Annotated in this window: 12 protein-coding genes; 10 read left to right on the top strand and 2 right to left on the bottom strand. The window is 51.2% G+C overall.

From position 1 onward, the window contains the following. Window positions 1–124 precede the first annotated feature (124 nt). The 6 genes from WFK81_RS20455 (at window position 125) to WFK81_RS20430 (ending at window position 6,129) form a co-directional block, all read left to right on the top strand. Window positions 125–1,474 (top strand): glucose-6-phosphate isomerase, encoded by a 1,350-nt coding sequence (locus tag WFK81_RS20455; protein WP_336788218.1) that lies wholly within the window; start codon window positions 125–127, stop codon window positions 1,472–1,474. Beyond that, complete coding sequence (locus WFK81_RS20450) at window positions 1,474–2,106, top strand: YigZ family protein (RefSeq protein ID WP_336788217.1); 633 nt, start codon at window positions 1,474–1,476, stop codon at window positions 2,104–2,106. The genes WFK81_RS20455 and WFK81_RS20450 overlap by 1 nt, the downstream gene beginning before the upstream one ends. A 244-nt stretch (window positions 2,107–2,350) precedes the next feature. Continuing rightward, the gene (gene cysT, locus WFK81_RS20445; protein WP_015842882.1) at window positions 2,351–3,166 is read left to right on the top strand and encodes a sulfate ABC transporter permease subunit CysT; all 816 of its coding nucleotides are present in this window, start codon (window positions 2,351–2,353) and stop codon (window positions 3,164–3,166) included. A 2-nt stretch (window positions 3,167–3,168) separates the two neighbouring features. Continuing rightward, window positions 3,169–3,966 carry a sulfate ABC transporter permease subunit gene (locus WFK81_RS20440; protein WP_127491085.1) on the top strand — a complete coding sequence of 266 codons (798 nt, stop codon included), beginning with the start codon at window positions 3,169–3,171 and terminating at the stop codon, window positions 3,964–3,966. Between the two features lie 3 nt (window positions 3,967–3,969). Then, window positions 3,970–5,034: a sulfate/molybdate ABC transporter ATP-binding protein gene (locus tag WFK81_RS20435; RefSeq protein WP_336788216.1), complete on the top strand. Its 1,065-nt coding sequence runs from the start codon at window positions 3,970–3,972 to the stop codon at window positions 5,032–5,034. A 33-nt stretch (window positions 5,035–5,067) separates the two neighbouring features. Continuing rightward, window positions 5,068–6,129, top strand: coding sequence for a sulfate ABC transporter substrate-binding protein (locus WFK81_RS20430; protein ID WP_336788215.1), 1,062 nt, complete (start codon window positions 5,068–5,070; stop codon window positions 6,127–6,129). A 64-nt stretch (window positions 6,130–6,193) separates the two neighbouring features. Here the strand turns inward: WFK81_RS20430 and WFK81_RS20425 are convergent, their stop codons facing one another. Then, window positions 6,194–7,000, bottom strand: a complete 807-nt coding sequence (locus WFK81_RS20425; protein ID WP_336788214.1) for a Cof-type HAD-IIB family hydrolase — start codon at window positions 6,998–7,000, stop codon at window positions 6,194–6,196. Between the two features lie 170 nt (window positions 7,001–7,170). On the opposite strand from WFK81_RS20425, the gene WFK81_RS20420 reads away from it, so the two are divergent. The 4 genes from WFK81_RS20420 (at window position 7,171) to WFK81_RS20405 (ending at window position 10,119) form a co-directional block, all read left to right on the top strand. Next, window positions 7,171–8,589: a S41 family peptidase gene (locus WFK81_RS20420; RefSeq protein ID WP_336788213.1), complete on the top strand. Its 1,419-nt coding sequence runs from the start codon at window positions 7,171–7,173 to the stop codon at window positions 8,587–8,589. 94 nt (window positions 8,590–8,683) lie between these two features. Then, window positions 8,684–8,905 carry a DUF1450 domain-containing protein gene (locus WFK81_RS20415; RefSeq protein WP_132303106.1) on the top strand — a complete coding sequence of 74 codons (222 nt, stop codon included), beginning with the start codon at window positions 8,684–8,686 and terminating at the stop codon, window positions 8,903–8,905. A 96-nt stretch (window positions 8,906–9,001) separates the two neighbouring features. Then, window positions 9,002–9,505, top strand: a complete 504-nt coding sequence (locus tag WFK81_RS20410) for a ferritin (RefSeq protein ID WP_336788212.1) — start codon at window positions 9,002–9,004, stop codon at window positions 9,503–9,505. Between the two features lie 80 nt (window positions 9,506–9,585). After that, complete coding sequence (locus WFK81_RS20405) at window positions 9,586–10,119, top strand: hypothetical protein (protein WP_336788211.1); 534 nt, start codon at window positions 9,586–9,588, stop codon at window positions 10,117–10,119. Here the strand turns inward: WFK81_RS20405 and WFK81_RS20400 are convergent. Further along, window positions 10,116–12,194, bottom strand: coding sequence for an ATP-dependent helicase (locus tag WFK81_RS20400; RefSeq protein WP_336788210.1), 2,079 nt, complete (start codon window positions 12,192–12,194; stop codon window positions 10,116–10,118). The two genes, WFK81_RS20405 and WFK81_RS20400, sit on opposite strands and share 4 nt — an antisense overlap. Window positions 12,195–12,217: the final 23 nt, after the last annotated feature.

Here is a 12,217-nt window from a genome sequence, read left to right as displayed (position 1 = left end):
ATCATTATAGATAATCTTCATACCTTTTTCACGGTTAGTTGCTTGTTTTTCAAATCTAAATCCGATATTCTAAAGGCTAAGTAAGACGGTAATTGAAAAACAGTATCAGGGAGGCCTTTCTTTCATGAGTAAAACGGTAAAATTCGATTACACTAAAGCCCTTGGCTTTATTGGACAACATGAAATCGACAATCTGTCGGAACAAGTTCGTATCGCTCACGAACAATTACATAATGGTACTGGCGCAGGCTCCGACTACCTCGGCTGGATTGACCTGCCTAACAATTATGACAAAGAAGAATTCGCGCGCATCAAGCAATCCGCGGAAAAAATCAAATCCGATTCCGAAGTGCTTGTTGTTATCGGCATCGGCGGTTCTTACCTCGGCGCGCGCGCAGCGATCGAGATGCTCTCGAATTCCTTCTACAACCTGCAGACAAAAGAACAACGCAAAACTCCGCAAGTTCTGTTCGCGGGCAACAACATCAGCTCGACTTACGTGACGCACCTGCTTCAATTGCTGGATGGCCGCGACTGGTCGATTAACGTGATCTCCAAATCCGGCACAACAACGGAGCCGGCTATTGCGTTCCGTATCTTCCGCGAAGCTCTCGAGAGCAAATACGGCAAAGAAGCAGCACGCAAACGCATCTACGCGACAACGGACCAAGCTAAAGGCGCCCTGAAAAAGCTGGCGACCGAAGAAGGCTACGAGTCGTTTGTAATCCCTGACGACGTAGGCGGCCGTTATTCCGTCCTGACAGCGGTAGGTCTTCTGCCAATCGCGGTTGCGGGCATCGACATCGACGCGATGATGCAAGGCGCGGCAGACGCATCGAAAGAATACAGCAACCCGAACCTCGCCGAGAACGAAGCTTATCAATACGCGGCAGCGCGCAACGCGCTCTACCGCAAAGGCAAAGTAACGGAAATCCTCGTGAATTACGAGCCTAACCTGCACTTTGTATCCGAGTGGTGGAAGCAGCTCTTCGGCGAAAGCGAAGGCAAAGACTATAAAGGGATCTACCCGGCATCCGTCGACTTCTCGACCGACCTTCACTCGATGGGTCAGTTTATCCAAGAGGGCAACCGGAATATCTTCGAAACGGTTATCCAAGTAAACGAGGTTGCCGAGCACATCACCATCGGCAGCGATCCTGCGGACCTCGACGGATTGAACTTCCTGACAGGCAAAACGATGGATTTCGTTAACAAAAAAGCGTTCCAAGGTACGCTCCTCGCTCATACGGACGGACAAGTACCTAACTTTATCGTCAAAATCGCCGACATGACGCCTTATACGTTTGGTTACATGGTGTACTTCTTCGAGAAAGCTTGCGGCATCAGCGGCTACCTGTCGGGCGTGAATCCGTTCGACCAACCGGGCGTAGAGGCTTACAAACGCAACATGTTCGCGCTGCTTGGCAAACCAGGCTACGAGAAAGAAAAGGCTGAGCTCGAAGCTCGTCTGTAATGCTGGAACGTTATTCTACGGTAAGAGGTCCGGGCAGCGAAGAGGTCGTTATCAAGAAATCCCGTTTCATCGGCTACGCCAAGCCGGTGGAGACGGAGGAGGAAGCCGTTTCGTTCATCGATGAGATCAAACGGCTTCATCGGGCTGCCACCCATAACTGCTCGGCTTATGTAGTCGGGGAACGCGATCAGCATCAGAAAGCCTCCGATGACGGTGAACCCAGCGGGACGGCAGGCAAGCCAATCCTTGAGGTCATCAAGAATAAGGGGTTAAAAAACGTTGCCGTTGTGGTTACCCGTTATTTCGGCGGAATCATGCTTGGTGCCGGCGGACTGGTCCGCGCTTATACGGACGGTGCGGTAGCCGGCATCGAAGCGGCCGGCGAAATCGTCAAGGTGCTCCACCGGGAAGTTTTTGTCGACGTGGACTATACCTGGTACGGCAAAGTGGAGAACGAGCTTCACGGCCGGGGTACGCGTCTTGGGGGGACCGAATTTACGGACCGCGTTACGGTGAAATGCCTGCCCGTTATATCGGAGGCTGACGCCTTCGTGGCGTGGATAACCGATTTGACGCAAGGACAAGCCGTTATTACGGAAGGCGAAGAGCTTTATTATATCGAAGGTGAATAAAGAAAAGCCGCCCGCTATCTTGGTTTCAAGACAGCGGACGGCTTTTTGCTATTTTCTAAATAGCATAACAGTAATAATGGACAGTCTATTTACGCATAAAATGTAAATATGGGATTGACTAGACCAGTTGTTCTCTGCTAAATTTAGAATACCAAGTGATCTAATAGGAATTGTGTATTTACTATTGATTAAGGATTAGCAAACACCTACGGTTCGAGCCGATGGTTTGGAGGTCATAAGCAGCATGAATGTCATGTTTCGCAGCAAGTGGTGGAGCTTCGGATTTCGAAGCGCGATTATGCTCTACTTTATTGTATTAATTGTACTTCCCATTATCGGAATTTATACGCAGTCGGTATCCAGAGGGTTTGTTCCTTTCTGGGAGAGTATATCGGATCCCCTGGCATGGAAGGCTGTACTGCTGACCATTAAGCTGGCCCTTATTGCAACCGTCATTAACGTGCTGCTGGGTTCCATGATCGGATGGGTGCTTATCCGGTACCGTTTTCCGGGAAGAAGGATTTTGAACAGCTTGGTTGACCTGCCGTTTGCTCTTCCGACAGCCGTAACCGGTCTTATGATTTTGCTCTTGCTTGGCCCAGGCAGCTTTGTCGGCGAACTGGCTTCGAAGATGGGCTTTACGATCGTTTTCCATCAGCCGGCGATTGTGATCGCAATGGTGTTCGTTACGTTTCCGTTTGTGATCCGGGCGGTTCAGCCGCTGCTCGAGGAGATCGACAAATCGGAAGAAGAGGCCGCCTACACGATGGGCGCCAGCAAATTCCGTACCTTTTTTAGCGTAATCTATCCTTCCATGCTGCCGGGAGTAATCAGCGGTGCGATGCTGGCTTTCTCAAGAGCACTGGCGGAGTTCGGGGCCGTTGTGCTGGTAGCGGGCAATATCCCGGGCAAGACGCTGATTGCCGCCGTTTATATTTTTGGAGAAATCGAAAGTGACAATCCGCAAGGGGCTGCGGCGGTTTCGGTATTGCTGCTGACGCTTTCGTTTATCATTTTATGGACGGTCAACCTGATTCAGTCGAGGAGGCCGGGGAAATGACAATTAGACGGACGTGGATTGGTCTTACTTATATCGTTTTTACCTTATTGCTGATTATTCCGCTTATCGAGATCTTTACGGGCTCATGGGCGGACGGCTGGAGCGGCTTTGTTGAAGGGTTAACCCGCAAGCAATCGCTTCATGCCCTGCAGATGACGGCTATTATCGTTGTTGTGGTAACGGCTATCAACACCGTATTTGGCGTTATGCTGGCGCTTTATCTGGTTCGTGCCCATTGGATCGGGCCGCGCATGAAGCGGCTGCTTAACAGCATTGTGGATTTGCCGTTTGCGGTTTCGCCGGTTATCGGCGGTTTAATGATTGTTCTGTTGTTAGGTCCCAATACCGTAATCGGTTCTTTTTTCGAGGATACCGGATTTAAAGTCGTTTATGCTCTGCCGGGGATGATTCTTGCCTCTCTGTTCGTGACGTTCCCTCTGATGGTACGCGAAGTATTGCCGGTGCTTCAGGAGATCGGCGCCCAGCAGGAGGAGGCAGCCTCTACGCTTGGGGCATACTCGTGGTATACGTTCTGGAAGGTGACCTGGCCGTCCATCCGCTGGGGTGTTATCTACGGCGTTGTACTGACGGTAGCAAGAACGCTAGGCGAGTTTGGCGCGGTGCTTGTCGTATCGGGCAATATTATGAACAAGACGCAGACGGCTACTACGCTCGTGTATCAGGATGTCGAGAATTTTAATGTTGTTGAAGCAAACGGCGTAGCCCTTGTGCTTGCCGTATTCTCCGTAGGCCTTCTCCTTTTAATGGAATGGGCGAAAAAACGAAAGGAAGTGCATTAAGCCATGCATATTGAAGTTCGTAACTTGAGCAAGAGCTTTGGCGATTTCCACGCCGTGCAGGATGTCAGCTTCGAGATTGAAAAAGGTCATCTGATCGGGCTTCTAGGTCCAAGCGGCGGCGGCAAAACGTCGATTCTTCGTATGCTGGCCGGCCTTGAGACGCCAACTTCCGGGGATATCCTGTTCCATGGCAAGCGGGTTAACGATCTGCCTCCGCAGGAACGCGGAATCGGCTTCGTATTCCAGAACTATGCCCTGTTCAAGCATATGACCGTATACGACAACATCGCTTTTGGGCTGAAGGTGAAAAAGCAGTCCAAAGAACAAATCCGCGAGCGCGTATCTACACTGGTTGAGCTGACGGGGCTCAAGGGCTTCGAACACCGTTACGTGCATCAGCTGTCCGGCGGCCAACGCCAGCGTGTCGCTTTTGCCCGCGCCCTAGCTCCCGAGCCTCAGCTGCTGCTGCTTGACGAGCCGTTTGCGGCGATTGACGCCAAGATTCGTACGGAGCTGCGGACTTGGCTGAAAGAGATGATTGAGCGCGTAGGCATCACCTCCATCTTCGTTACCCATGACCAGGATGAAGCGATTGAAGTAGCGGATGAGATTATGATCATCGGCAAAGGCAAGCTGGAGCAGAAGGGAACGCCTTGGGAAATTTACAAAAATCCTGAAACGCCGTTTGTCGCAAGCTTTATTGGCGAATCAACGATTGTAGAGGATATTAAAGTATTAAAAGGCTTTGATGCGGCATTGTCCTATCCGGGGACAAAGGCTCTCATCCGTCCTGAATATATCGAGATTGGCAAGCCGGGCGAGATTCGCCTGCAGTCCGCGACCGTAAACGCAACGGTGAAGGCTTTGCATTTCCGCGGCAGCGAGTGGATGGTCGAACTGCTTGTTGACAACGTAAAGCTTATTACGTACCGTTCGCTGGAGAAAGAAGTGCTGCAGCCCGGCGAGCAGGTTAGCGTGCTTGTCCACCGCGCGTACCTCTTTAACGATAACGACAGCTGGATTATGGAAAACAGTCTGAAGGTTGACCCAATGCCGGTTCATATTTAGCACTCATCTTAGTAGAAAGAGTTGTATACGAACATGAATATAAATCGAAGAGCAAGCCGGCGGATTGCCGTACTGCTCCTGGCCGTACTGCTGATTATTACAGCGGGCTGCGGCAAGGAGGAGACGAAGCAGCCCGCCGTGTCTACCGCACAAGACGGTGATGTAACGCTTGTCATCGGTGCCTACTCCGTAGTGAAGGATGCGTTCAGCGAGATTCTGCCGCAGTTCCAGGCCTATTGGAAAGAGCAGACAGGTCAGAAGGTTGTATTCCAGGAATCGTATGAAGCTTCGGGGACGCAGGCACGCGCCATAGCCGGAGGCTTCGAGGCGGATGTCGCGATTCTGGCGATGGAAGGCGATCTGGATAAAATTTCGGCCGCAGGCTTCATTACGCATGATTGGAAGTCGCAGCCGAATAAAGGCCTGATTACGAAATCGATTGTTGTCCTCGGGACGAGAGAAGGGAATCCCAAAGGGATTAAGGACTGGGATGATCTCACCCGCAAAGGCGTAAAGGTTCTCTATCCGAATCCCAAAACGTCCGGGGGCGCGCAATGGGATATCAACGCGATCTACGGGGCAGGGCTCAAGAAATCGGAGGAAGAGACGGGGACCAAGGATCCGGCTTTTGCCAAGAAATATTTGGAGTCGATTCATAGGAACGTGGAGTCTCTCGATAAGAGCGGGCGCGCTTCCATGGCGGCGTTCGAATACGGAGTTGGCGATGTTATCGTCACTTATGAGAATGAACTGCTTGGCCGCATTATGAATGGCGTTAAGTATGAGGTTGTTGTACCGAAGAACACGATTCTGATCGAAAACCCGGCTGCGGTTGTGGATAAAAACGTAGATAAACACGGTACGCGCAAAGTGGCCGAAGCGTTTATCTCGTATCTGCAAAGCGAAGAGGCGCAGCGTACGTTCGTCAAATACGGTTTCCGTTCGGTGAACGAGAAGGTAGCGGAAGAGTCTAAAGACAAGTATGTCGTGCCGGAAGGGCTGTTCGATATTTCCTATCTGGGCGGCTGGAAGGAAGTCCGTCAGAATCTGTACTCGAAAAAAGGCATCTGGTATCAGGTGCTTGCGGGAATCTAGAACCAAGCAAAAAAACTCCATGGGGAAGCGACGCTTCCACCATGGAGTTTTTTGTTGCGCTATTTTATTTCGCGGCAGGCTGCAGCACGAATTTCTCAATGACATGACGAACGCCTTCTTCGTTATTCGTCAGCGTGATATAATCCGCAATTTCCTTCAGCTTGGGGGTTGCGTTGCCCATCGCTACGCCAAGACCGGCTGCTTCGATCATTTCGTGGTCATTCCATGCATCGCCAATCGCGATGGTCTGCTCAATCCCGCAGCCCAAGTGCTCGGCCATAAAGCGGAGCGCATGGCCTTTGGTGCCTTCCTTGTGCATGAACTCGAGGTAGTGAGGCTTGGATTTGGTAATATGGACCCGATCGCCGATAATAGGCTTTAACTCTTCGGCCAGCTGATCGAGGTAGGCCGGCTCGTCAATGATAAGCATTTTATTGTTAGGCTTGTCGAGCAAAGCTTCGAAATCCTCGGCTACGACATACGGGATATTCGTCAGCGTGGAATATTTGATTGCTTTCTCGTTGGCTTCCTTCACGTATAAAATATCGTCCGCATACAGCTGCAAATGCAGGCCGCGCTGCTCGGTGATCGCGTACAGCTCCTTCGCCGCATCCTGCGGCACGCAGCGCTCGTAGAGCACTTCTCCATCCAGGAGCGTCTTCACAAGCGAGCCTTGATAAGTAATGATCGGAACGTTCAGTTGGATCTGATCCGCGATTTTTTTGGCCGAAGCGTACATCCGCCCGGTAGCCAGAGTAACGGTTACGCCTAACGCTATGGCGTCCTCCATCGCTTTTTTCGTGCCTTCGGTAACGATTAATTCGTCATTAAGAAGCGTATCATCGACATCGATTGCAATTAATTTGTACATATTCTCTCTCCTGTCTCTATTCGTCCAATAAAAGCTAGGTTGATTGTAGCGAAAAAAGTAGCCTTCTTCAACCCTGTATCAAGATGGGGGAGCCGGCCAATTTGCTCAGCGGGCCCCAAATAAGCTACATTAGAATACAGAACATCAGTCATAGTCAGGAGTGACCTTTAGTGAAAGAAATCTCGAATGAGACAGCGAAGCAGCGGATTATAACGTTTGCGGTTCTCGGTGCATTACTATTTACGATTATCGGATTTATTCTTGGCTGGCTCTGGATGGAGGTGCGGTACCCGATGCTGAAGGAGCCTGCATTCCGTAATTTTACGGTGTCCTATAACACCATTATGGATAAATACTTAAACGGCGCAAAGTCGGAGGATCTCATTAACGGCGCCTCCCAAGGCATGCTGGCCTCGCTGGGCGATCCATACTCCAGATACCTCGTGAAGGAGCAGGGCAGTGCCTATACGCAAGGCTATGAAGGAGAATTCTCCGGGATCGGCATCACCCTTCAGGAAGCGGACGGAAGGTTTATCGTGGCCAGCCTTACGGAAGGAGCGCCGGCAGAGCGCGGTGGCGTTCATACGGGGGATGAGATCGTTGGCGTGAACGGGACCTCAATAAAGGGCAAGGAATACGATGATGTGATTACCGTTCTGCGGGGAGAGGCCGGTACTAAGGTAAAGCTGTCCCTTCAACGGGGAGACGCAGCCAAGCCGATTGAAGTGGAGCTGACACGGGAAGCCATTACGGTACATACGGTAACCTCGGAAATGCTCAGCGGCGGCATCGGGCATGTAACGATCTCGAAGTTCGGAGAGAAGACCGATGACGAGTTCAAAACCGAAATAGAAAAGCTGCAAAAAGAAGGGATGAAGAAGCTGCTGCTTGACCTCCGTTCGAATCCGGGCGGCTTGCTGCAATCCACGATCCAGATCGCGAATATGCTTGTGCCTAAGGATAAAGTCATTCTGGAGGTTGTCTACAAGAATCATACGAATACGATTACGTACCGCTCGAAGCAGGAGAAGCCTTGGACGATTCCGATCGTTGTCCTGGTGAACGGCCAGTCCGCAAGCGCCAGCGAAGTGCTCACGGCAGCGCTGAAGGAATCCGCGGGCGCAACGGTTGTTGGGGAGAAGACCTTCGGCAAGGGGATTGTTCAGACCTTCCAGCAGTTCAAAGACAAATCGGTGCTTAGCTTGACGGAAGCCCAGTGGAAAACGCCGGGAGGCACCTGGATCCATAAACAGGGCGTGACGCCGGATGTGACTGTCGCTCTGCCGGCCTTCGCTAGCCTGAGCCAGCTACCGTTCGGAACCGAGCTTAAAGCCGGAAGCTACGGGGAGAACGTCAAGACACTCCAGCTGATGCTGCAGGAGCTTGGATATACGCCGGTTGGGGATATCGGCTTGTTTAACGGGCAGACTGCCGATGCGTTAAGCCGGTTCCAGAAGGATAACAAGCTGGAGGCAACCGGCACGTTTAATGATATGACGGGCTACCGAATTCTCGAGTTATTAAGCGGCAAGCTGAAGGAAGAGGATACGCAGCTTCACAAAGGGATCGAAATTTTAAATAGTAAATAGGTACGCCGATGAATTCGCTATTGACAACGGGAATGATAATTATTATCATTCAAAGAGGAAAGCATTACACCGTTGCGCAGCGAGGTGAGCCGGCATGAAGAAGATCAAATATTGCACCAGGAATTTGAAGAACGGAACAAAGCCTGTTTACAAGGCGATGAAGAGCAAATATCCGGACATAAAGATGAAGAAGAAGGACTGCCTGGGTAACTGCAGAACCTGCAAGCGCGAGAGCTTTGCGATGATAAAATCCAGAAGCATCTGCGCTTCGAGCCCGGATCAGCTGTACAAGGAATTGAAGAAATTGATCGGATAACCGAATGTTATTGGATAATATTTCAAAGGACGGCTTTTGCCGTCCTTTCCGTTTGTGTTAGAATAAGACCAAACAAGAAAAAGAGGTGCATAAGCGATGAATGATAAATTAGCGGAAGCGCTCAATGAGCAGATGAATTTTGAATTTTATTCGGCGCATGTGTATCTTGCAATGGCAGCCTATTGCTCCGGCGAAAGTCTCGATGGTTTCGCAAACTTCTTCATTATTCAAGCTGAGGAAGAGCGGTTCCATGGCATGAAAATATACAAATTCCTGAACGACCGCGGCCGCCGCGCTACGCTTTCCGCGCTGGGCGAACCAAAGAACGAATACGAATCCATGCTTGACGCCTTCCAGCATGGCTATGCGCATGAGCAGCAAAATACGAAGCGCTTCTACAACCTGGCGGATCTTGCGCTTAACGACCGCGAGCATGCAACGATGTACTTCCTCAAGTGGTTCATCGACGAGCAAGTTGAAGAAGAAGCATTGTTCGATAATATTATCCAGAAGCTGAAGCGCATTGATAAAGACAGCAACGCCTTCTACATGCTGGACGCGGAATTCGCGGCACGTACGTTTGTAGCTCCGGCGGAATAATAGACATCACGAGGAAGCGGGACCTGGCAGCATAACTGACAGGTCCCGCTTTTTTATGGAATGAATCGGAGGTAAAGCTCATGTTTATCGCACAACGCATTTTAGGATATGCGGCCTTATTACTCGGATTATATATGGCTCTTTTCGGAGCATTTATAGAAGGTGCGGCGATCGCCGCTGCCGGTTTTGTGCTTGTCTCGCTAGCCGAGCTGGTGCAGCTGCAGCAAGGAATGTACCATCTGGCCTTAGGTTTGCCGCTCAAAAACGAGCAGATTCATAAAATACTTAGACGAACTCCGTTGGTCAAAGTGACCTCTGCGACCTTGTCGATTCATCCCTTTAATGAGACCGAATACCCGCTGCTGGAGCTTCAAGGGGAATCCTATTTACGGGTAAAAGCCTTTATCCCCTATATCGAGCAGTCCGAAACGGAGTACCGATTCACCTTTCCGGATTCGGCGCTTGTCCTGCTCATTTGCGACCCCCGTTATAGTCATGGAAGCCGCTTGTTCCAATATAATGACCAAGTATTCGTCAAGCTGTCGGCGTTGCCTCTTTCGGTACAGAAGGAAGGGGATCGGCTACGGGTTGAGATCGCAGCCCCGAAGCATTAACTATAAGCATGAATAATGAAAGACGATACCGCCGCGGGCTTGCCGCGGTAATAAGCGGGGGAGCTGATATACAGCTCCTCTTCCGCTCTAGTGACGGCTACATAGGCAAGACGCCGTTCCTCTTCCATCGCAGCTTCCCCGACGTTGTCGCCAGCCTGAATAGCGCTTCTGTCGCTGTTCTTCTCCGCGGTAATTGCCGAGCTATGCGGCAGTATCCCTTCGGACACTCCGCACACAAAGACGACAGGAAATTCCAGCCCCTTGGACTTATGAATGGTCATGAAGTTAACCGCATCGGCATTGCTGCTGTCCAGCTTCATCCGTTTCATCTCTTCGTGTTTCGCGGCAATCTCGTCGATAAAAGCAAGGAAAGCCGTTATGCCGTCAAACCGTTTGGCTGAAGCCTCAAGCTCGTCCAGCATTTCCTTCAAGGAATCCTTATGCTCGGTTAAGGCCGGTCCGCTTTTGTTAGCTTCAATGAATTGATCGTAGAATTCTATGCGGAGCCGGCGGATCGCCGCCTCCGGCTTCAGCTTTTCCAGGGAACGGATCAGCTTGATCCGTTCTTTTATTTTATCCTGATGGAAAGACTTAATCTCAGGGTACCGGGTTAGATGGATAAGCGGCCATTTCTTCGCCTGCTTCTTATCCTCGTTCCATATAAACGCCATCGCCTGATCCGGCCGGACATACATCGTGGCAAGCATCGCTTCCATCGCGTCAAAGTTGCGGCGGTCGATGGACAAGCGGAGATGGGCGAGAACCGGCTTAATGACCCATTGCTCGTACAGCGACTCGCCGCTGCCGTAGTCGATAAACGGCACTTGACGGGTGACCAGCTGATCAAATACCGCCCGGCTGCTGCTGGCTGTGCGGAATAGAATCGCAAAATCGCGGAACGAGCGGCCTTTTTTCTCCTTCTGCTGGAGCAGCGTATTTACGATCAGATCCGCTTCGTCGTCGCTATTGCCGGGTCTTGCATACACGGGCGGAAGGCCATGGGGCTTAGCCGTCAGCAAGGTTTTGCTGCGCCGCTGCTTATTATGGCGGATAACGGCGTTGCCAAGGCCAACGATGCCGGAGCCGGAGCGGTAATTGACGTCGAGAATGATATTTTTGGCGCCGGGGAACTGCTTCTCGAAGTTCAGGATATAATCGTTGCGCGCTCCGTTAAAGGAGTAAATTGTCTGATCGTCATCGCCCACCACCATCAGATTCCGGTGCGGCTGGACAAGCAGCTTGATGATCTCGTATTGAATCGTATTGGTATCCTGGAATTCATCGATCATGACGTAACGGAAACGGTTCTGCAGCATGGCGAGAAGGTTCTCGTCCTGCTTCAGCAGCTGGTACGCTTCGAGCAGCATGTCATCGTAATCGATCAGGTCCATTTGGCGTTTCCATTCTTCATAACTGGCAAAAATAAGCTTAAGCTGCCGGTCCTCTTCCGTCTTCTCCGGAAGGTCAGGAACGGCAATCATTTGCATCTTGTACGAGGAGAGAAGCATAATAAGCGTCTCCGGCTGGTACGTCTCATGCAAATTCCGTTCGCGCAGCAGCCGCTTGAAGTAAATCTGCTTGCGCCCGGTTTCGCCCAGGATGTTCTGCTTGTATCCGCGTCTGCGCAGCATAAGAAGGCAGAACGAATGGAAGGTGCGGGCTTCTATCCGGGATGCGGCTCCTTGACCGATATTAGGCAGCTGGCTGATTCGAAGCTTCATTTCGTCGGCTGCTTTTTTGGAAAAGGTCATCAGCAGAAGCTGCTGGGGCGGGATGCCGCGGACGGACAGCATATAGCCGGTCCGGCAGACGAGGACGGAGGTTTTGCCCGAGCCTGCGCCCGCCAATGTCAGGATGGGGCCTTCGATATGGCGTACCGCAGAGATCTGCCGCTCGTTCAGCCGGATCCCTTGGTTCTCCAAAGCGCGGAAATAAAAGGCGTCCTTGTCGGAAGGCGGGACCAGCTGCTCGCTTGTATCAGCGGAAGCGGGGGCGGCTGGTGTATAATTTTTATTAACAACGCCGTACGGGCGTTTGTAATAGATTTTATTGTTGGAATTTGTTGCATTGTTCATTGTCTGTAATCACCTGTTGTTGA

The sequence above is a fragment of the Paenibacillus sp. MMO-177 genome, assembly GCF_037147795.1.
Lineage (GTDB): Bacteria > Bacillota > Bacilli > Paenibacillales > Paenibacillaceae > Pristimantibacillus.
Note: the sequence above shows the minus strand (reverse complement) of the source record. Positions and strands in the feature narration are given on the sequence as shown.